Genomic DNA, 20,532 nt, shown 5'->3' on the forward strand with positions numbered 1-20,532 from the left:
CGTTCCTATTCCTTATACCCAAAACGTTTTAATTGACGAGAATCATTTCTCCAATTCTTGTTCACTTTGACATATAAATCTAAAAATATTTTTTTATCGAAAAACTTTTCTAAATCCTTTCTTGCCTCAGATCCAACTCTTTTTAAAGCCGCTCCTTTATGTCCAATAATTATACCTTTTTGGGTTTCACGCTCCACCATTATGATTGCGCGAATTTTAATTATTTTTTCATCCTCAATAAACTCCTCTGTCTCAATTTCTACAGCATAAGGAATTTCTTTTTTGTAATGCATTAATATTTTTTCTCGAATACATTCATTTACAAAAAATCTTTCTGGCTTATCTGTCAACTGATCTTTTGGATAAAACGCAGGTGATTCCGGAAGAATCTCTACAATTTTATTTAAAACACCTTCAATTCCAAAATTCTCCAACGCAGAAATTAAATACACATTAGCGTTCGGTACTTTCTCTTGCCAGTATGCTAACTTAGCTTCAACTTCTGCTTGATCTGATTTATCGATTTTATTAATCAGTAGCATCACAGGGATTTTAGCATTTTTAATTTTACTAAAAAACACTTCATCTTTCAACTCTAACTCTCCTACTTCAACCATATAGATTAAAATATCAGCATCTTCAAAAGCCGACTTTACAAAATCCATCATTGAAGACTGTAAATCATAGGCAGGTTTGATGATTCCTGGTGTATCAGAAAATAATATTTGAAAATCATCACCATTTACGATTCCCAAAATTCTATGACGAGTTGTTTGTGCCTTAGAAGTAATAATAGACAAACGCTCTCCTACCAAGGCATTCATTAAGGTAGATTTTCCTACATTAGGATTCCCTATAATATTTACAAAACCTGCTTTGTGCTTCATGTTATTTATTTAGAGTGCAAAGATACTCTCTTTTCGTTTAGTTAAAAATATAAATCCTCTAAGATTTTAATTAACGAAACAACTACAAATCAAAGCTTTAAAAATCATTTTTAAAATACTTTAAAAAAAGTCCGTTTTTATTTGGAAAAAACATTTTAAATGATGTATCTTTGCCGAACGAAATCGCGGGATAGAGCAGTAGGTAGCTCGTCGGGCTCATAACCCGAAGGTCACTGGTTCGAGTCCAGTTCCCGCTACAAAGAAAGCTTCAGTTTTTACTGAAGCTTTTTCTTTTTACAAAAGTTTTTTCGCTCAAAAAAAAAGAAACATACCTGTCCTATAAAATTATTTGTATTTTTAATACAAATAGTTTTCTAAGTTATGTGCTACCAAACTCGAATAGCGAAAAAGAAAAACGAAATTAAAACTCATTTCAAATTAGATATTTCTGAACTTGAACTTTTCCAAAGTACAGAAACAATAAAAGCTTTTGATTTCCCTAAAACACCAATCATTACCAATACAAACCCTGATAAAGCCGTGCTTTACAACTGGGGATTGATTCCATCATGGACTGAAGATACATCCATTAGAAACTATACATTAAACGCTAGGATAGAAACCCTTCACGAAAAAAAATCATTTAAACACAACTTAGAAAACCGTTGTCTTGTTATTGCTGATGGATTTTATGAATGGAAATGGCTTAATAAAACGGGCAACATCAAAGAAAAACACCTGATTACACTCCCAAATAATGAATTATTTGTCTTTGCAGGAATTTACGCCTCTTGGCAAAGCACCCAAGGTGAAATCATCAAAAGTTACAGCATCATTACAACTGAAGCGAACGCACTAATGAGCACGATTCACAACACAAAAAAAAGAATGCCTGTGATCTTAAAACCTGAAGACGAGTCAAACTGGTTGCAAGGAAAAGACCCTAATTATTTTAAGACTCCATACAACAGAGATCTTATCGCAGTGAATTTAGACCGAAACCAAAATCAAATGACCTTTTTTGACTAGTGCGTTTTTATAAAAGTAGTCAACCTATCTGCTATAATAGCCTGTTCTTTTACACTAGGATGCCCTTTGGTTTCTTTATAAGGGACAAAAAGTTTAAAAATTTTACGATCTTTCATTTTTGAAACCGCCTCCCATACATAACCCGGCCACTGTGATCCTTTTTCTGTAACATTCATATTCCCAAGAACACAAATTATTTTTGCATCTTTATATTCTTTTCTAATTGATTTTAAAAAGGACACATAGCTTTCAATAATAAAATCATGATCTGGTGCCTTTTGGCCAAATCTCCTTACAAACTCTGGGTGCTCTTTTCTTTTTACCAACCAAGAATCATTTTGAAACAAATTCACCACCACTACATTGGGTTGCTTTTTTGAAGTAAAGTCCCATTTACTCGTTTCATCAAAAGGATTCCATCGATAATACTCTTCAGGCATGATCAAATTATGCCAACTTACCATAATTCCAATACCACTATGCGCTATACAAGAATATTCAGCATTTAAGTTACGCGCTGTTATAGCCCCATAAGCCAAATAATTATTTGTTACATCACCTGTAGATCTATCCTGTCCAGTCGTATCCTCATTTCCATACCCCACCGTTACAGAGTCACCATAAAATTCAATAAACATTTTTTTAGCATCTATTTCCAATGTTTTTTTTCCTAAAACTTTATAGGAATAAAATAAGGTTTTCCCGAACCCCCAATCATTTCTTTTATGAATCTCAACTCGATGCACCCCGAAAAGTAAATTGTTGGCTAATAAATATTCATTTTTACCTTTTTTCAAGTCCAGAACCTTCGTTTGCTTGCCATCTACGACTACCGTAAAAAAGTTCTCACCTTTTTCATCGTCTAAAACTGCAGAAACAGAAGTCCCTTCAAATTTCAACGACACTGAAGTTCCCGGCCAATACAATTCGGTTGCACCAAGATTTCTGTTCTGCTGAACTCTACCTTCATAATACACCTCTTTTGCATCAAAACCAACAGCAATGGAGGTAACCTCATCTGTAGCAACACTACCACAACAGATTAAAAAAAGGAATAAAGGAGTAAATAAATATTTCATAATGTCTTTTTCTTTATTTTAATTTTAATATCAACACCCTCAAAATACTTTTATATATGTTGATCTATTAATATTGGATTCCCATCAGGGTCAATAATAATTACATTAGCAGGTCCTTCTTTATTCTCCTCTGAAATTTTATTTTCAATATGGATTCCCGACTCCAATAATTTACTCTGAATTTCTCTTACATCATCAAACTCTTCTAAAATTTTAGCATCACTATCCCAACCCGGATTAAAGGTCAAAATATTATGTTCAAACATTCCCTGAAATAAACCAATCAATGTTTCCCCATTTTTCATGATCAGATAATTACTCTCGATATCTCCACCAAAAACAGAAAACCCCAATTTCTCATAAAATTTTTTTGAAACCATCAAATCACTCACATTCAAACTAACCGAAAACGCTCCTAACTTCATTTTTTAATCTTTTTTATATTCACTATCGAAACTACAAAAATTTACTGAACTTCACCAAAAACGCTTAGTTACATGTTTGTAAAAAACATTATGTTTAACATAAAAAAGACTCGTTTAAATGAGCAAATAATAAAAACTAAAAGCCCCAGTAAACTGAGGCTTTTTCATGTTATTTTTATTAGATTTCACACTTATCTGACTAAGGTATCAGAATCCCAAATTGCCCCCTTTTTTTTATAAATGCCCGTGATCACAACCTTTGAGTGTTGCTGGCATCGCTCTAAAGTGCTCATCACTTATAATATGAATAGCTGTTTTCTCTTCAGCATAAAAGGTATAGTCTCCATCCATAATTGTAGCCATAATTCTGATATCTTTTAATTTTTCTGGAGCTACTTCAAATGGATTTTCCTCTAAAATCACCAAATCTGCATATTTACCAACTTCGATAGAACCTACTTTATCTTCCATACTCAGTTGCCAAGCAGCATCAATAGTAATTGCTTTGATCGCTTCTTTTAAAGTCATTGCTGTTCTGTTGGTTGGAAATGCACTTGCATCTGGATTAGATGCGTCTTTTAAGGTAACAGCACATTGAGCTACAAACAAAGGCCCTTGCATACTAGGTGGTGTACTAGGTACATCTGCAGAAATACTCACTTTAACACCGTTTCTTGCAAAATGAGGATAACGACCTAAAGAACTGTTTACTTGCTTTTCTCCTCTCACTCTAACATTATCTTTATCTCCATTACCAAAGGTATTGGTGAAATTTGGAGTTGAATTAACCGGAATTTTATTTTCTATAATGCGTTGTTGATCGTCTGGATGTACGTAAATCGCATGATGCAAAGCACTTCTATTATTAGGGTCGATTTTTCTGGCAGCCAATATCGCTTCTATGGCAGCCTGCGAAGAACGATCTCCATCAGTATGTACCATTACATCCAATCCCACTTTTGCAGCTTTGGTAATGATAGACATGGTTTCTTCTGGCTGTACATTGAAAGATCCGTTGTGATCTTTTCCAATATAATTTTCAAAATGAGGAGCTGTTCCAGCAACCGTGTTCCCTTCTGGGTGTATCTTTAAGCTTGTCACCATCAATTTGTCTGAGTTGTATTTCTGATTCATTTTCACACCAAAGTCAACAAATTTTTGAGGATCTCCCACAGCAGTTTTATAGAACGGCAACGCTACCGTACGTAATTTTAAAGTCCCTTTAGCTTCCCATTCTTTCAGCAGTTCCATGGCTACCTCAAAGTCTCTCTCCATACCTCCATGTACATCTTTAACATTGGGTGTTACGATTCCAGGGTTTAAAAATGTGGTAGTTCCATTAGAAGCTGCAAGTGCAAAAAGTTTCTCAGCACTTTCTCTAATCATGTTTTCAGGATCCCATGCAATTTGCCCATAAGCTTCAAACCATTGAATTTCAATAGCGATTCCTGTCGGATTTCCTTCTGCATCTCGTTTCCAAAACGTTACGCCAGGCACTGTATCTGGTGTGTCTTTAGTAATATTTGCCGCTTTCAAGGCAGCCGTGTTTAGCCAAGCATCATGTATTGTATTGTCTAAGATAAATGCAGGACGGTTTGGAACTGCCGCATCCAAATCTTTGGCAATTGGGTAACCACCCAACATATTGGTGTCCCAACCGATACCTTGAATTACTTTTTTATCTGGGTTTTCATCGGCATATTTTTTAATCATGGCCAATGCTTCAGCTCTGTCTTTAGCGTTGTAAATTTGTATTCCCAAATTGGTCCAAGCAGAGGCAATTAAGTGATCATGTGCACTTACAAAACCTGGCATCATGGTTTTTCCTTGTAAATCTGTTGTTTTTGTATTTGCTCCTATATAAGCCTTGGCTTCTTTAGAAGCACCTACAAAAATAATTTTACCATCTTTTACAGCTACGGCTTCTGCCCATTCTTGTTCAGCATTTAATGTATATACTTTACCATTGGTAAATACCTGGTCTGCTACTGGTTTTGTTGTTGATGTACAACTTATAAAAAGTGCCATCAAAAAAGTGACTGATAGTAAATTGATTGTTTTCATTGTTTTATTTTTTACGGTTCTATACACAACAGTGTGTTTTTGTATTGAAAACCCTAATTATTTTTTGTTTTTATTTAAATCTAACCGATTTAAAACACCTTAGTAGGTTATCATCATTCTTAACCCTGGAATAACAGCTATATTTTCTGACATGGTATAATACCCTTGTACACTAACAGCCATTGTAACCCAATCTGCGATAAAAATTTTGTAATAACCATCGATTCCATACTCATACTTTCCGTCCAACTCGTTAACCATAAAAGCTGCACCTGCTTGGTCACCAGGTCGATCAAACGTATTCTTAAGAATAAAACCAGCTGTATAGGCTCCGCTATATTTTAAAACCCTACCCGTACCTTTTGATAACTTTATCGTCAATATCAAATTGTCTGTGACTCCCTGATTCCCTATATACATCCAACCGCTTCCAGCAGCTTTTTTTGTACTTTGAGGATATGAATACATATTAAAGACATGATAACTATAATAGTTCTTTTTTGAAGGAACCGCCCAACAAACAAATCCTTGGTAATTGTATTTTGTTTTCCCAAAAAAATTGGCAACATCCAACACTTCATTTGTGGGCGTATCGTCTAATATTTGACCTCCAACTGAAAAATAATCAGAAAAATTAACTTCCGTAAAAACACCAAAAGCTCCATCCATATCAGGAACCGGATCTGAAGAGCCTGTTTTACTAAACAAGGTTAGCTTATCCCAAGCGCTGTATTTGGTAAAAGTCATATAGAACGTAGGCTCAAGTTTTCCAACTGTTACATCCAAAAAACCATCAAAAAAGAAATTCTCAAAATGCAGATACTCAAGTGCAACACCAGAGCTTGTCTCATCATTGCCATTGGGAACTGTAAACATCTGCAACTTCTTTGCAAAGGATTTTGGATCGCTTCCTGAAATCAAATTTGTATGCTCTACCCAACCGTGAAAGTTAAGTTTGTAATTTTTAGTTTTCACCCACTTCCCTTGATACAACAAACCCAAGTCATAATGCCAAGTATTTGCACTAAGATTATTGGAAAACCCTCCTTGAGCGATAGAACCCAAATACCCAACAAAAGCATGAGTTTTTTGAGAGTACATCCAATGTTCAAAATTGGTTTTTCTTTCTCGAAAGTATTCTTTTTTTTCAGACTCAATAGCCTCTATCGGATGCGGTTTTAGCTGTCTTTCTATGGTGTTTTCCTGAGCAAAAAAGGCAAATTGAACCATAAAAAAAACACTGATAAAAACAGTTTTTTTCACACTATAGAATTGACGTAGTTTTGGTTTCATAGATTATCATTTATGGTTGTTCATATAGGGGCAGAACATCCACCCAACTATAAAAGCGTAACAACAATGCTATTACCCTAATTTATGCCACATATTTCCTCAATTCAACACCTTAAACTCACATTTTTAATCACACATGTTGATCTCAAAAAATAGGATTCCCATCAGTATCATTGACATTGATATTGCCAACAACCTCTTTATTATCTGCAGGAATTTTATTTTCAACAATAAAACTACTAAAAACACTAAAAATTTAACAGAACATTTTATAGAAATTATATGCACTTGTACCTGCCATATTAATTTCATAATTTAGTTACTAGATTGTTGTAATTTGCAACCGCTATAACAACTAAGATTTGTCGCTGCTATGAAAAAAATATGTACCGTGCTGATTTACTCACTGGTCTTTATTCAATTTAACTCTGCTCAAAATAAAGAAAGCAGACTTTTAGATAGCATCACAACTGCAACTCTGAAGGCAAGACACTACCAAGAATTCAAATCTACCGATACTTTAAGAAAACCAACTTTTAACACTTATCCTTTTATCTCTTATACTCCAGAAACAGATGTTACCTTTGGAGCTGGTGGAATTCTAATTTATTACACCGGAAAAGAAAAAGAACTCAACCCATCTAAACTTGGTTTCGGTGGTTTCTATTCGCTAAATAATCAATACAGAGTGAGTATGGACAACGATTTATACTTGTTTAAAAACAGACTAAACATCAAATTACCCATGAATTATGGGTTTTATGTAAATAAATTTTGGGGAATTGGCGATGATGCTCCAGATTATGGGAACGCGGCCTACACGGCCACAACCTTTGCCACCACGCTTACAGTACAAATTCCTACAACATGGTTTTCTGCAGATAGAGCAGGAATGATCTTTGACTATAACTATACTGACATTGAAGACAAAAAAGGCAATGAGTTGATCGACGATCCTTTGGTAATAGGTTCAAACGGTGGACAAATGATAGGTTTTGGAGGAGATTTAGTCTGGGATAGCAGAGAGCATTTATTCACTCCAAAATCGGGAAGTTTTCAATATTTCAAAGCAGTAATCTACCCAAGCTTGAGTGATTTTAATTTTGCTTTTTTTGAATTCGATGTTCGAAACTTTGTTTCTTTTAAAAACGGAGGTGTTTTTGCGAGTAATATTTTTATTCAATCTGCCACGGGAGACACACCATTCTACAAACTACCAGCACTTGGAGGAAAACAAATGAGAGGATACTTCTTTGGTAGATATCGAGACAACTTTTATGCAATGGGACAATTAGAATACAGAAAAAGCTTCTCAAAAAGATGGGGATATGTACTTTTCGGAACCGTCGGTAACGTATCTGAAAATATTATTGAATACAATTTTAAATCTATGAAGTACAGTTTTGGCTCTGGATTGCGCTACATGTTCAATAAAAAAGAACATGTAAACCTAAGGGCTGATATTGGTATAGGAGCTGACGGGAATAGTGGTGTCTATTTCGGAATCGAAGAAGCCTTTTAACAACTAAGAAAGATTTTCAAATTCCTTTCTTTTTTCCTGCATCCAACCTTGCAAAGCTTCAGGACTTCCCATAAGCGCTTGCATTTTTTCCATAGCCTGCAAATGAGCAATATCTTTTTTCTGAAACATCTCCATTCCATGTTGCTTACTTAAAGCAGCAATTTCTTCAAAAGTAGCAGCGGTAAATTTTTCATCACAAGCTCCCCCTAATTGAGCACAAGTCATCGTTTTCATAATTCTAAATTTAGAGTTGTCCTTAAAGATACAATTAAAAGTTATTTTTTTCTTTAGATCAGCTCGTAAAAGAATACTTCTTTCAGAAAAAAATCAAAGAAACCAAAGTTATTCTTATTACAAAACAACCTAAAATAAAAAAAAGCAACTTCAAATGAAGTTGCTTTTTTGTTGACCCACAAGGACTCGAACCTTGACTGACGATACCAAAAACCGGAGTGCTACCATTACACCATGGGTCAATTGCTTATTGCGGGTGCAAATTTAAAGTAAACTTTCAATTCTACAAACAAAATCTAAACTTTTTTTAATATTTTTTTTCGACCAAAATTCAACTCTCAAATAATCAGTGAATTGTTAAAAAAATTAGAAAAATTAAATTCAAAACAGGATGCACCAAGCTTTTGTATTACTATTCACTTTAAATTATTAAATTCGCACACACATATCACTAATCAGCACTATGTTTTTAACAAACTACAAGAAACTAAATATCATCTTAGGTTGGACAACCTTTGCAATAGCCCTCATAACCTACACTTTAACACTAGAACCTACAGTTAGCTATTGGGATTGTGGAGAATACATAGCGACTTCTGTGAAGCTAGAGGTAGGACACCCACCTGGAGCTCCTTTATTCCAAATGCTTGGTGCCTTTTTTGCTATGTTTACTTCTGATGTAACAGAAATAGCTAAAATGGTAAATTTCATGTCTGGATTAGCAAGTGCTTTTACCATACTTTTCATGTTTTGGACCATCACAAACTTATCAAAAAAACTAGCTCTAAAGTCGGGTTCTTTTTCAGAAGGAAAAGCAATTGCGGTACTTGGAAGCGGATTAGTTGGCGCCTTGGCTTACACCTTTTCAGATAGTTTTTGGTTTAGTGCTGTAGAAGCAGAAGTATATGCCATGTCGTCATTTTTAATGGCGCTTTTATTCTGGCTTGCCCTGAAATGGGAAAACGAAATGCATACCCCAAGAGGTCATAAATGGTTATTGTTAATATCCTTCGTGGTGGGATTGTCTTTTGGAGTACATATCCTATCGCTACTTGTAATACCGGCCATTGTATTTATCTATTTTTACAAAAACTATGAAAACATAGATCTAAAAAAATTCTTAATCGCAAATGTAATTTCTGTTTTGGTTCTTGCTTTTGTATTTAAACTCCTTTTCCCATTTACTTTAAAGTTTTTTAGTATTTCTGAAATATTTTTTGTGAATACTGTTGGACTACCTTTTAACTCAGGAAGTATCATCGCAGGAATCGCATTAGCAGTAGGCTTCTTTTACGCACTGAAATACACAAAATCTAAAAAGATGGTTTTGGCAAACACGCTAACTCTTTCTGTTTTGTTTATCATGATAGGATTTTCTTGTTGGCTTATGCTACCGATTCGCTCCAATGCTAGCACAACCATTAATGAAAATAATCCAGCCAGTGCACGTGAACTACTTGCTTACTACAACCGTGAACAATATGGAGATGCCAATGTTTTTTATGACACCTACTACTCTATTACCTACAATAGAGAACAGAAAAAAGACGACCAAGGAAACTCTATATACAAAGACGATAAACCAAAATACGAACAAGACGAAAAAACAGGAAAATATGTTATTGTAAACAATTACAAAAATTCAACCCCTGTTTATACTGATGAGCACAAAGGATTTATACCTAGAATGCCAAATCCAGCCGTCATTGACAATTACAAATCCATTGCTGGAATAGACCCTAAAAGTAAAGAAAGACCTACTTTCTACCAGAATATTAAATTTATGATTAGCTATCAATTTGGCTATATGTATGGTAGGTATTTAATGTGGAATTTTGTTGGTAAACAAAATGATGAACAAGGAAACTTGGATATTTTCAATGGAAATTGGCTTAGCGGAATTAACTTTTTCGACGAAATGCGTCTCGGTCCACAAACAGACCTACCAAGTGATGTTCAAAACAATAAAGGAAGAAACAAATACTATTTCTTTCCTTTAATCTTAGGACTTATTGGACTTATATTTCAATTAAACAAGGACCAAAATAATTTTTACACCTTATTTTTATTCTTTGCTTTTACTGGACTTGCCATTATTTTTTACACAAACCCAAAACCTTTTGAACCAAGAGAAAGGGACTATGCAGTTGTAGGATCCTTTTATGTTTTTGCTATATGGGTCGGTTTTGGTGTATATGCTTTGTATGATGCACTCAAAAAATTCACAAGTCCGAAAACCGTTGCATTTGCAGTTTCAATAGTTTCATTACTCGCGGTACCAACCCTTATGGCTTCTGAAAACTGGGACGATCATGATAGATCTGGTAAGTACACAGCGCACTTTAATGCGAAGGCTTATCTAGATTCATGTGACCCAAATGCAATTATGTTCACCATTGGAGATAATGATACTTTTCCTCTTTGGTACATGCAAGAAGTTGAAGATTACAGAACGGACATAAAGTTGATCAATACGAGTCTTTTTGCTACAGATTGGTACATCGATCAAATGAAAAGGAAAACTTATAAAGCAGACCCTATTCCATCTCAACTAACACACGACCAATACAAACACGGAACTTTAGATGTTGCCTACCACTATCCTCAAACAGAAAATAGATGGGACATTAAAGATTTTATGAAATGGATTGCTTCGAACGACGAAAGAACGTATTTCGAAACAGAAAACGGGCATAAAGAAAAGTTTTACCCAACCAACAAACTACGCTTAAAAGTAGACAAAGAAAAAGTACTAAAAAGCGGACTTGTTCCAGTTAAAGATTCTGCCTTAATCGTTTCTTATATTGATCTTGATATAGACAAGCAAGGACTAACCAAAAACAGAATATTGATGTTAGACCTTCTTGCAAACAATAATTGGAAGCACCCTATTTATTTTACGGGAGGAGCCAATGCTGACGAAGAATATATTTGGCTGAAAGACTATTTGCAGTTAGACGGATTGTGCTATAAATTCATCCCTGTAAAAACAAAAAATACAGGGAGTATGTTTGACATGGGTAAAATCTATTCTGAAAACATGTACGAAAAGGTACTACGATGGGATTGGTCTGAAATCAATTCTAAAAACATTTACCTGGATGTAGAGTCTAGAAAAAACTCAATTTCGTTTAGAAATAACTTATTAAGACTTACGGAATCTTTAATCGCTGAAAATAAATATGACAAAGCGGAGGAAATTCTTGATTTAAGCTTAGCGGAAATGCCGATTGAAGATTATGGCCATTACGGTATATGCTTAGGCTATCCTGAATATTACTACCAAATAGGAAAACCAGAAAAAGCGAGAGCTGTTTGCGACACATTAATTACTATTTTCCAAGAAAAACTAGTTTATTACAGTCGTTTTGATGAAGCTTGGCTCAACTTAACCTTTGACGAAATTGAACGCAATTTAAACATGTATCGTAGTGTAATGAGAGACATTGACTCGAACGATCCTGACGAAACTTACAAGAAAAACTCAGAGCAAGATTTCATCAATCATGTTAAGCTTTTTCAAAGCCTAATGGAATAATTCTAAAGACACCCAAATGAATTCTCTGTTTGTAAAAATTCCATCTTGGGTACAACGATTTTTCCACAAACAGTTGTGGTCAATTCCAACAGATAAAAAAGAAATATATCTAACTTTTGACGATGGACCTACTCCCGAAATAACGGAGTGGGTTCTAAGTCTATTAAAACAATACAATGCAAAAGCTACCTTTTTCTGCATTGGTAAAAACATTGAAGAGCACCCCCTAATACTTGAAAAAATAATTTCTCAAAAACACAGTATAGGAAACCACACACACAACCATCTACAAGGATGGAAAACTAAAACGGTTGACTATATGAACAATGTTTTTAAAACGGAAAAACTGTTAAAAGAAAAACAACACTCAAAGTCCTTAAAACTTTTCAGACCTCCCTACGGGAAAATTAAACCCAGTCAATTGGATCAAATAATTTCCAAAGGATACAAAGTAGTAATGTGGGAAGTATTAAGTGCTGATTTTGATCAAAACATCAGCAAAGAGCAGTGCCTTCAAAATGTATTAAAAAACACTAAACCTGGCTCTATCATTGTTTTTCACGACAGCATCAAAGCCTCAAAAAACTTGAGATATGTACTCCCTAAAGTGATGGAGCATTTTAACAAAAAAGGATTTCAATTTAAAGCGATTGATTAAGCATGTTGCTTCACCAACCCTATAAGAGTATTTGCATCTAGATCACCTGACTGTCTCCATTTCATTTGACCTCCTTTGTAGATAATAAAAGTAGGATTCGCCTTTACCTTCAAGGCATCTGCTAATATCTCATTCTTTTCTATATCTATCTTAATCACTTTCGCCTTGTCACCAAGAGCTGCTACAACATCACGTAAAACCTCATTCGGGTTTTCACCTGTTTTATCCCATTCAAAATAAAAATCAATTAATACAGGGATATCTAAATTTATTAGTTCTCCAAATTTTGTCATAATCTGATTGAAAGCTTTTAATTTATTCTGTGTTTTTTTGTCTTAAAATTATTAAAACAACAAAAAGCATCCTGCAATATACTGTATTTATGTCATTTATAAAAATAATTTTTCAGAGCCTCCCGATTCATTCATTTCATATATTTTTTTGTTCTTTTGTACTTCTTAAATAAGTTTGTTTCACAAAATTAAATAACGAAAAAAATGATAATTGTTTTAATTGGGTATATGGGGTCTGGAAAATCTTCAATTGGTAGAAAATTATCAAAAAAGACGGGCTATAAATTAGTCGATCTTGATGATTTTATCGTTGAGAAGGAAGCGGTTACCGTAAAGGAAATATTTGAAACAAAAGGTGAAATTTACTTCAGACAAAAAGAAGAAGAGTATTTAAAAGAACTTCTTAAAACAAAAGAAAATATCATTTTATCATTGGGAGGAGGAACTCCTTGCTTTGGCAAAAACATGGATCTTGTTTTAGAATCTGAGGACACAAAAAGTATTTACCTAAGAGGATCTGTACCTAAACTAACAGACAAACTTTTTCTAAAAAAAGCAAAACGTCCGTTAATTGCAAATATCGAAACCAAAGAAGCCTTAGCAGAATTCATAGGAAAACATTTATTTGAAAGAGCTCCTTTTTACAGCAGAGCAGAATTTCAAATCACAACCGACAACAAAACAAAAAAAGAAGTAGCACAAGAAGTACTTGAACTACTTTAATTTTCATATCGTTTTTTCAGTGAACAACGTTCTGCATTTCAGAAGGTCTATCACTCTTTTTCCATCATTTAAAGAGCTAAGTTTAACTTTCAAACTTATTTCTGTACATTTACATTCGTATTAAAATTCTATTCCATGTCGAATCAAAAAAAGGTATTTTTATTAGATGCATTTGCACTAATTTTTAGAGGATATTACGCACTAATTAAAAATCCAAGAATCAACTCCAAAGGGATGGATACCTCTGCCATTTTAGGTTTCACAAACTCCCTTATTGATGTCATCAGAAGAGAAAAACCAGATCTTTTAGCCGTTGCATTTGACAAAGGAGGTTCTGATGTTAGAAACGAAGCTTTTCCGGAATACAAATCGAATCGACAAGAAACCCCTGAAGCTATCAAAATAGCAGTTCCATACATTCAAGAAATCTTGAAAGCCATGAATATTCCTATTGTAGAACACAAAGGAATTGAAGCTGATGATTTAATTGGTACTTTATCTAAACAGGCAGAAAAACAAGGCTACCAAGTTTACATGGTTACCCCAGATAAAGATTACGCTCAGTTGGTTTCAGAAAATATTTTTATGTATCGACCAGCTAGAATGGGGAATGGTATTGAAATATGGGATGTCGAAAAAGTGAAAGAAAAATTTGAAATCGAAAACCCACTTCAAGTTATTGATTACCTAGGGATGATGGGAGATGCGGTTGATAATATCCCTGGACTACCAGGTGTAGGAGACAAAACAGCTAAGAAATTCTTGAAACTATACGGAAGTATGGAAGGCCTTTTAGAAAACACACATGAGCTAAAAGGAAAAATGAAAGAAAAAGTTGAAGCCAACAAAGAACTTGGTTTACTTTCTAAACAATTAGCAACAATCATGTTAGATTGTCCCGTTGAATTCAACGAAAAAGACTACCAATTAACAACACCTGATTTCCAAAAGGTAAATGATATTTTTCAAGAACTTGAATTCAGAAGAACTCTTGAAACCATAAACAAGCTATTCAAACAACCTGAAGAAACAACTTCTATTGAAGCAAAATCGGAAGTTACGAAAGAAGTTCCACAACCAAATAATGAAACTGCTCAGTTGGATTTATTTGCTTCTCCATATAAAGAAGAAGAAGTTCAAACAGGATATACTACAATTGAAACGAGCGATCATGTGTATCAATTTGTAAACACCAACTTAGGAAGACAAAAATTACTTTCAAACCTATTGTTACAAAAAGAAGTATGTTTTGAGGTAAAAACTGATTCTACTGAATTGACTATCGTTGGAATTTCTTTTAGCTACCAAAAAGGAAAAGGCTATTTTTTAGCGTTGCCAAAAGACGAAAAAATCTCAAAACAGATTTTAGAAAACTTTGGTGCATTTTTCTCAAACGAAAACATTTTAAAAATTGGTCAAAATTTAAAACGTGACATAAAAATACTTGGACAATTCAACATCCCAGTAAAAGGTGAACTTTTTGACACCATGTTGGCACATTATCTTTTAAACCCTGACATGCGTCATCAGATCAACGTATTAGCTGAAAATCATTTAAACTACAAAACCATTCTTGAAGAGAGCGTTGTAGGAAAAGGGAAAAAAGCTATTGAATTTGGAGATGCAGACTTAAAAAAACAGGCAGATTTTGCCATTGAAAACACTGATATCGCATTTCAATTAAAATCCATTTTTGAAAAAGAATTAAACGAAAACAAGCTTACACAACTATACCAAGAAATCGAAATTCCTTTGCTGAAAGTTTTAGCAAAAATGGAAATAGAAGGTATCAACCTAAACACAGCATACTTATCTGAATTATCCACGGTTATCACTAAAGATATTGAAGTTCTAGAAAAAAGTATCTACGAACAGGCCGGTGAAGATTTCAACTTAGCATCCCCAAAACAACTTGGAGTTGTTTTATTCGAAAAAATGAATCTAGTTGAAAAGCCTAAAAAAACTAAAACTGGGCAATACGCAACCAATGAAGATGTCCTTTCTAAACTTGCTGCAGATCATAAAATCATTCAAGAAATTATAGAATGGAGAGGTTTGGTAAAATTAAAGAGCACTTATATTGACGCGCTTCCAAATGAAGTCAACCCAAACACCAAAAGAATACACACAACTTACGGTCAAACCGTAGCTGCGACCGGAAGATTAAGTTCAAACAACCCGAACCTTCAAAATATTCCGATTAGAACACCTCGAGGAAAACAAGTGAGAGAATCCTTTGTTCCTAAAAACAAAGAATATGTATTGTTTGCCGCGGATTACTCTCAAATAGAATTAAGAATCATCGCCGCACTTAGTAAAGAGGAAAACATGATTCAAGCATTTAAAGACGGACAAGATATTCATGCCACAACCGCTGCAAAAGTATTCGGAGTGCCACTAGAGGAAGTTACTAGAGAACAAAGAGGCAACGCAAAAGCTGTTAATTTTGGGATTTTATACGGACAAGGTGCTTTTACTTTAGCAGATCAAACCGGAATGACCAGAAAAGAAGCCAAAGCTTTGATAGAAGCCTATTACGAAACCTATCCTACATTAAAATCTTACATGGCAAAACAAGTGGACTTTGCAAGAGATAATGGGTATGTAGAAACTATTTCAGGAAGACGTAGATACCTTAAGAACATCAACTCCCAAAACGGTATGGTCAGATCAGGAGATGAAAGAAATGCAGTAAACGCTCCCATACAAGGAAGCGCAGCAGACATCATAAAAATAGCGATGATCAATATACAACGTCATTTTGATGCACATAATTACAAGTCTAAAATGTTATTGCAAGTGCATGATGAACTTGTTTTTGATATGCATAAAGAAGAGCTTGAAACCCTAAAACCTATCATTAAAAAAGAAATGGAAAATGCTTTTGAACTTTCTGTGCCTTTAGATGTTGAAGTAGGAACCGGTGAAAACTGGCTAGAAGCTCACTAGAAATAAAAAAATCAAACAATCTTTCACAATGCTGCCTCTGTTAATTCAACTATAATTAACAGAGGCATTTTTATTTGTGTAAGTACACTATAAATCAGTCAATAAAATATTTCAAATCACTATTGTTCCATAAGAATATTGTTACTATATTTGCAGCCCTTTTAAAAGGGAAAAATATTTTATTAATCTATACAAAAACTAATAGTGTATGAACACATTAAGTTACAAAACAGTATCAGCAAACAAAGACACTGCTAACAAAGAGTGGTTAGTTGTTGATGCGGACGGACAAACATTGGGTCGTTTTGCTTCTAAAGTAGCAATGCTAATTAGAGGTAAGTACAAAACAAACTTTACTCCTCATGTTGATTGTGGAGATAATGTAGTTGTTATCAATGCAGACAAAATTATTTTAACTGGAAAAAAATGGACTGATAAGTCTTACATCCGTCACACAGGATATCCAGGAGGTCAAAGATCTTTATCAGCAACAGAAATGTTCGAAAAAGATCCTACTCGTTTAGTCGAGAAGGCTGTAAAAGGAATGTTGCCTAAGAACAAATTAGGTGCTGCACTTTTCAGAAACTTATATGTATATGCTGGAGCTGAGCACCAACAATCTGCTCAAGAGCCTAAACCATTTAACGTAAACGACCTTAGATAATTATGGAAACAGTTCACAAAATAGGAAGAAGAAAGACGGCTGTAGCCCGTGTTTACTTGTCAGAAGGATCAGGAAAAATTACAGTTAACAAGAGAGAACTTGATAACTATTTCACAACTTCTACGTTAAGATATAAAGTACAACAACCTTTAGCATTAACAGAAAACATCGAAACTTTCGATATTACTGTAAATGTATTTGGAGGTGGAGTTACAGGACAAGCTGAAGCAATTCGTTTGGCTATCTCTAGAGCTTTATGTGAGATTGATGCTGATAACAGAGCAATCTTGAAACCAGAAGGATTACTTACTAGAGACCCAAGAATGGTTGAACGTAAGAAATTCGGACAAAAGAAAGCAAGAAAAAAATTCCAATTCTCGAAACGTTAATCCGTTTTATTGGATTTTTTATTCAAAGTCCTATTTGGACTTTACAAAATACAATTATAATCAAGTTATCGAAACCCTGTTTAGGCAGGGTTTGTTTAGCATCTAAATAAGTAAGACCGTAAAATAAAAGCGCTACTTACTTATTGCTATTCATAGAGAACGTAAACAAATAACAAAATGGCAAACATCGAAATTAAAGAATTATTGGATGCTGGTGTGCATTTCGGACACCTTACAAGAAAGTGGAATCCAAACATGGCTCCTTATATTTATACTGAGCGTAACGGAGTTCACATTATTGACCTTTACAAAACAGCGGCTAAGATTGAAGAATCTGCTACAGCTTTAGAAAAAATTGCAGCATCAGGAAGAAAAATCCTTTTCGTAGCAACTAAGAAACAAGCTAAAGATATTATCGCTGATAAGGCTGCATCTGTAAACATGCCTTACATTACTGAAAGATGGCCTGGTGGAATGTTAACTAACTTCGTAACTATCAGAAAAGCTGTTAAGAAAATGGCTCAAATTGATAGAATGAAAGTTGACGGTTCTTTCGCTGCTTTATCTAAAAGAGAACAATTACAAATCGAGCGTCAAAGAGCTAAATTAGAAAAGAACTTAGGTTCTATCTCTGATATGACTCGTTTGCCAGCTGCTTTATTCGTAGTTGATGTTAAGAAAGAGCACATTGCTGTTTCTGAAGCTCAAAAATTAAACATTCCTGTATTCGCTTTAGTTGATACTAACTCTGACCCTAAAGCTGTGGATTTTGTAATCCCTGCTAATGATGATGCTTCTAAATCTATTGAAAAAGTAATAGGTTTCTTGATCGATTCTATCGCTAGTGGTTTGAGCAACAGAAAATCTGCTAAAGACAAAGCTGAAGCTACTCCAGCACCTGCAAAAGCAGAAGCAGAGGCAGCAGCTCCTGAAGTAAAGGAAGAAAAATAATTGAGTTTTAATTAACTCGTTTTATAAACAACATAAAATTATAATATCATGGCAGAAATTAAAGCTGCAGACGTTATGAAGTTGCGTAAAGCAACTGGGTCTGGAATGATGGATTGTAAAAAAGCTTTAGTAGAAGCTGAAGGTAATTTTGACGGTGCAATTGAAATCCTTAGAAAAAAAGGACAAAAAATCGCTGCTAAAAGAGCTGACAGAGATTCTTCTGAGGGTGCTGCAATCGCAAAAGTAAATGCTGACAATACCGTTGGTGTATCTATCGTATTAGGATGTGAAACTGATTTCGTAGGAAAGAACGAAAGTTTTGTAGACATGGCTACTAAGTTAGCTGAGCAAGCTTTGAACTACACTACAAAAGAAGACTTCTTAGCATCTGACTTTGGAGGAATTACTGTTGCTGAAAAATTAATCGAGCAAACTGGTGTTATCGGTGAAAAAATCGACTTAAACGACTTCACAAGAGTAGAAGCTCCTTATGTTGGTTCTTACATCCACGTTGGAAACAAAATCGCTTCTTTAGTAGGTTTATCTGCTAAGATTGATGGTGTTGAAGCACTTGGTAAAGATTTAGCTATGCAAGCTGCTTCTATGGGGGCAACTTCTTTGTCTTACAAAGATTTTGATCCTGCTTATGTTGCTGCTGAAACTGAAGCTAGAATCGCTGTTATCGAAAAAGACAATATTGAATTAGGAAGATTAGGAAAAACATTGAAAAATGTTCCTCAATTTATTTCTATGTCTCAATTGACTGAAGATGTATTAGCTAAAGCTGAAGAAGCTGCTAAGGCTGAATTAGCTGCTGAAGGGAAACCAGAAAAAATCTGGGATAGAATTTTACCAGGAAAAATGGAAAGATTCATTTCTGACAACACAACTTTAGATCAAGAGCAATGTCTTTTAGATCAAAAATTCATCAAAGATGAAAAGAAAACTGTTGCTGAGTACGTAAGTTCTTTAGGTGACGTTTCTGTAGTAAATTTCACTAGAGTTTCTTTAGGATAATTTACCAATTATATTTTAAAAAGGCTGTTTGATATCAAACAGCCTTTTTTGTTTTTAAAGTATTTTTTTTAACAACGATAACATGTGGCTTTCTGAAACTGACATCAATTTTCCGAGTATTACAGAAGTTACTGAGGAAGGAATTTTAGCCTTAGGTGGTGATTTAAAACCACAACGTCTCATACACGCTTATAAGAACGGTATTTTCCCTTGGTATAGTGATAATGAACCCATTATTTGGTACTGCCCTGACCCTAGAATGGTTTTATTCTTTGATCAATTAAAAGTATCAAAAAGCATGAAAAGTATTTTGAAAAAAAATATTTTTAAAATTACATTCAACCAACAGTTTGAACAAGTAATTGCTAATTGCAAAACTATAGATAGGAATGATGGTTTAGGAACTTGGATTACACATGACATGCAAAACGCTTATAACAAGTTGCATAAAATGGGAAGAGCAAAATCGGTCGAAGTTTGGCAGAACAATGAACTGGTAGGAGGACTTTATGGTGTTGATCTTGGACATGTATTTTGTGGAGAAAGCATGTTTAGCAAAGTAAGCAATGCATCAAAAGCAGCTTTCATTTACCTAGTAGAAAAACTACAGCAAGAGGGATATCACTTTTTAGACTGTCAAGTTTACAACGATCATTTAGCCAGTTTGGGGGCAGAAGAAATATCTCGAGACACCTTCTTAAACCTCCTTAAAAACCCAACCACACAAGAGGGATAGTTTAAGATTTCTTTGTCATATTAGGGTGCCTCAATCTTAAAAGACTTATGTATATTTGTCCTGCTTTAAAGAAACAAGACC

The 20,532-nt window shown here is 34.4% G+C and carries 18 protein-coding genes and 2 tRNA genes; 12 read left to right on the forward strand and 8 right to left on the reverse strand.

The genetic code is table 11. From position 1 onward, the window contains the following. Positions 1–5: 5 nt before the first annotated feature. Complete coding sequence (gene era / locus AC2DZ0_RS09165; protein ID WP_484489757.1) at positions 6–887, reverse strand: GTPase Era; 882 nt, start codon at positions 885–887, stop codon at positions 6–8. A 184-nt stretch (positions 888–1,071) separates the two neighbouring features. On the opposite strand from era, the gene AC2DZ0_RS09170 reads away from it, so the two are divergent. Both AC2DZ0_RS09170 and AC2DZ0_RS09175 read left to right on the forward strand, forming a co-directional pair. Then, positions 1,072–1,144 (forward strand) — tRNA-Met (locus tag AC2DZ0_RS09170). Between the two features lie 124 nt (positions 1,145–1,268). Then, positions 1,269–1,916 carry an SOS response-associated peptidase gene (locus tag AC2DZ0_RS09175; protein WP_484641417.1) on the forward strand — a complete coding sequence of 216 codons (648 nt, stop codon included), beginning with the start codon at positions 1,269–1,271 and terminating at the stop codon, positions 1,914–1,916. Here the strand turns inward: AC2DZ0_RS09175 and AC2DZ0_RS09180 are convergent. The 4 genes from AC2DZ0_RS09180 to AC2DZ0_RS09195 all read right to left on the reverse strand — a co-directional run bounded on the left by AC2DZ0_RS09180 (position 1,913) and on the right by AC2DZ0_RS09195 (position 6,777). Then, the gene (locus tag AC2DZ0_RS09180) at positions 1,913–2,995 is read right to left on the reverse strand and encodes an SGNH/GDSL hydrolase family protein (RefSeq protein ID WP_484641418.1); all 1,083 of its coding nucleotides are present in this window, start codon (positions 2,993–2,995) and stop codon (positions 1,913–1,915) included. The two genes, AC2DZ0_RS09175 and AC2DZ0_RS09180, sit on opposite strands and share 4 nt — an antisense overlap. A 50-nt stretch (positions 2,996–3,045) precedes the next feature. Then, positions 3,046–3,420, reverse strand: coding sequence for a VOC family protein (locus AC2DZ0_RS09185; protein ID WP_484641419.1), 375 nt, complete (start codon positions 3,418–3,420; stop codon positions 3,046–3,048). A 234-nt stretch (positions 3,421–3,654) separates the two neighbouring features. After that, entirely contained in the window at positions 3,655–5,484 is a 1,830-nt protein-coding gene (locus tag AC2DZ0_RS09190) for an amidohydrolase (protein WP_484641421.1), read from the reverse strand. Positions 5,485–5,583: 99 nt separating this feature from the next. Continuing rightward, the gene (locus tag AC2DZ0_RS09195) at positions 5,584–6,777 is read right to left on the reverse strand and encodes a hypothetical protein (protein ID WP_484641422.1); all 1,194 of its coding nucleotides are present in this window, start codon (positions 6,775–6,777) and stop codon (positions 5,584–5,586) included. A 373-nt stretch (positions 6,778–7,150) separates the two neighbouring features. On the opposite strand from AC2DZ0_RS09195, the gene AC2DZ0_RS09200 reads away from it, so the two are divergent. Further along, positions 7,151–8,299, forward strand: a complete 1,149-nt coding sequence (locus tag AC2DZ0_RS09200) for a hypothetical protein (RefSeq protein WP_484641423.1) — start codon at positions 7,151–7,153, stop codon at positions 8,297–8,299. Between the two features lie 3 nt (positions 8,300–8,302). Here the strand turns inward: AC2DZ0_RS09200 and AC2DZ0_RS09205 are convergent, their stop codons facing one another. Together AC2DZ0_RS09205 and AC2DZ0_RS09210 are read right to left on the reverse strand one after the other, a co-directional pair. Then, positions 8,303–8,533 (reverse strand): DUF1059 domain-containing protein, encoded by a 231-nt coding sequence (locus AC2DZ0_RS09205; RefSeq protein ID WP_484641425.1) that lies wholly within the window; start codon positions 8,531–8,533, stop codon positions 8,303–8,305. A gap of 171 nt (positions 8,534–8,704) precedes the next feature. Further along, positions 8,705–8,775 (reverse strand) — tRNA-Gln (locus AC2DZ0_RS09210). 221 nt (positions 8,776–8,996) lie between these two features. Here AC2DZ0_RS09210 and AC2DZ0_RS09215 point away from each other — a divergent pair. Continuing rightward, on the forward strand, positions 8,997–12,071 hold the full coding sequence (locus AC2DZ0_RS09215) for a glycosyltransferase family 117 protein (RefSeq protein ID WP_484641426.1): 3,075 nt from the start codon (positions 8,997–8,999) through the stop codon (positions 12,069–12,071). Between the two features lie 16 nt (positions 12,072–12,087). Beyond that, positions 12,088–12,729 (forward strand): polysaccharide deacetylase family protein, encoded by a 642-nt coding sequence (locus tag AC2DZ0_RS09220; RefSeq protein ID WP_484641428.1) that lies wholly within the window; start codon positions 12,088–12,090, stop codon positions 12,727–12,729. Here the strand turns inward: AC2DZ0_RS09220 and AC2DZ0_RS09225 are convergent. Then, the gene (locus tag AC2DZ0_RS09225) at positions 12,726–13,022 is read right to left on the reverse strand and encodes a thioredoxin family protein (RefSeq protein ID WP_300326175.1); all 297 of its coding nucleotides are present in this window, start codon (positions 13,020–13,022) and stop codon (positions 12,726–12,728) included. The genes AC2DZ0_RS09220 and AC2DZ0_RS09225 overlap by 4 nt on opposite strands. Before the next feature lie 204 nt (positions 13,023–13,226). On the opposite strand from AC2DZ0_RS09225, the gene AC2DZ0_RS09230 reads away from it, so the two are divergent. The 7 genes from AC2DZ0_RS09230 to aat all read left to right on the forward strand — a co-directional run bounded on the left by AC2DZ0_RS09230 (position 13,227) and on the right by aat (position 20,451). Then, the gene (locus AC2DZ0_RS09230; RefSeq protein WP_484641430.1) at positions 13,227–13,745 is read left to right on the forward strand and encodes a shikimate kinase; all 519 of its coding nucleotides are present in this window, start codon (positions 13,227–13,229) and stop codon (positions 13,743–13,745) included. A 135-nt stretch (positions 13,746–13,880) separates the two neighbouring features. After that, positions 13,881–16,694, forward strand: a complete 2,814-nt coding sequence (polA, locus tag AC2DZ0_RS09235; protein WP_484641431.1) for a DNA polymerase I — start codon at positions 13,881–13,883, stop codon at positions 16,692–16,694. Between the two features lie 208 nt (positions 16,695–16,902). After that, the gene (gene rplM / locus AC2DZ0_RS09240; RefSeq protein WP_484489769.1) at positions 16,903–17,358 is read left to right on the forward strand and encodes a 50S ribosomal protein L13; all 456 of its coding nucleotides are present in this window, start codon (positions 16,903–16,905) and stop codon (positions 17,356–17,358) included. 2 nt (positions 17,359–17,360) lie between these two features. Further along, positions 17,361–17,747, forward strand: a complete 387-nt coding sequence (gene rpsI, locus AC2DZ0_RS09245) for a 30S ribosomal protein S9 (RefSeq protein ID WP_484489770.1) — start codon at positions 17,361–17,363, stop codon at positions 17,745–17,747. A gap of 177 nt (positions 17,748–17,924) precedes the next feature. Continuing rightward, positions 17,925–18,698 (forward strand): 30S ribosomal protein S2, encoded by a 774-nt coding sequence (gene rpsB / locus AC2DZ0_RS09250; protein ID WP_484489771.1) that lies wholly within the window; start codon positions 17,925–17,927, stop codon positions 18,696–18,698. 48 nt (positions 18,699–18,746) lie between these two features. Further along, the gene (tsf, locus tag AC2DZ0_RS09255) at positions 18,747–19,715 is read left to right on the forward strand and encodes a translation elongation factor Ts (protein WP_484641433.1); all 969 of its coding nucleotides are present in this window, start codon (positions 18,747–18,749) and stop codon (positions 19,713–19,715) included. Between the two features lie 82 nt (positions 19,716–19,797). Further along, the gene (aat, locus tag AC2DZ0_RS09260) at positions 19,798–20,451 is read left to right on the forward strand and encodes a leucyl/phenylalanyl-tRNA--protein transferase (RefSeq protein WP_484641435.1); all 654 of its coding nucleotides are present in this window, start codon (positions 19,798–19,800) and stop codon (positions 20,449–20,451) included. The last annotated feature ends 81 nt before the right edge of the window (positions 20,452–20,532 follow it).

Source organism: Flavicella sp. IMCC45668 (assembly GCF_057219105.1).

Coding starts and splice junctions, on each gene's coding strand:
- era (WP_484489757.1), bottom strand. CDS start 887: ATGAAGCACAAAGCAGGTTTTGTAAATATTATAGGGAATCCTAATGTA.
- AC2DZ0_RS09175 (WP_484641417.1), top strand. CDS start 1,269: ATGTGCTACCAAACTCGAATAGCGAAAAAGAAAAACGAAATTAAAACT.
- AC2DZ0_RS09180 (WP_484641418.1), bottom strand. CDS start 2,995: ATGAAATATTTATTTACTCCTTTATTCCTTTTTTTAATCTGTTGTGGT.
- AC2DZ0_RS09185 (WP_484641419.1), bottom strand. CDS start 3,420: ATGAAGTTAGGAGCGTTTTCGGTTAGTTTGAATGTGAGTGATTTGATG.
- AC2DZ0_RS09190 (WP_484641421.1), bottom strand. CDS start 5,484: ATGAAAACAATCAATTTACTATCAGTCACTTTTTTGATGGCACTTTTT.
- AC2DZ0_RS09195 (WP_484641422.1), bottom strand. CDS start 6,777: ATGAAACCAAAACTACGTCAATTCTATAGTGTGAAAAAAACTGTTTTT.
- AC2DZ0_RS09200 (WP_484641423.1), top strand. CDS start 7,151: ATGAAAAAAATATGTACCGTGCTGATTTACTCACTGGTCTTTATTCAA.
- AC2DZ0_RS09205 (WP_484641425.1), bottom strand. CDS start 8,533: ATGAAAACGATGACTTGTGCTCAATTAGGGGGAGCTTGTGATGAAAAA.
- AC2DZ0_RS09215 (WP_484641426.1), top strand. CDS start 8,997: ATGTTTTTAACAAACTACAAGAAACTAAATATCATCTTAGGTTGGACA.
- AC2DZ0_RS09220 (WP_484641428.1), top strand. CDS start 12,088: ATGAATTCTCTGTTTGTAAAAATTCCATCTTGGGTACAACGATTTTTC.
- AC2DZ0_RS09225 (WP_300326175.1), bottom strand. CDS start 13,022: ATGACAAAATTTGGAGAACTAATAAATTTAGATATCCCTGTATTAATT.
- AC2DZ0_RS09230 (WP_484641430.1), top strand. CDS start 13,227: ATGATAATTGTTTTAATTGGGTATATGGGGTCTGGAAAATCTTCAATT.
- polA (WP_484641431.1), top strand. CDS start 13,881: ATGTCGAATCAAAAAAAGGTATTTTTATTAGATGCATTTGCACTAATT.
- rplM (WP_484489769.1), top strand. CDS start 16,903: ATGAACACATTAAGTTACAAAACAGTATCAGCAAACAAAGACACTGCT.
- rpsI (WP_484489770.1), top strand. CDS start 17,361: ATGGAAACAGTTCACAAAATAGGAAGAAGAAAGACGGCTGTAGCCCGT.
- rpsB (WP_484489771.1), top strand. CDS start 17,925: ATGGCAAACATCGAAATTAAAGAATTATTGGATGCTGGTGTGCATTTC.
- tsf (WP_484641433.1), top strand. CDS start 18,747: ATGGCAGAAATTAAAGCTGCAGACGTTATGAAGTTGCGTAAAGCAACT.
- aat (WP_484641435.1), top strand. CDS start 19,798: ATGTGGCTTTCTGAAACTGACATCAATTTTCCGAGTATTACAGAAGTT.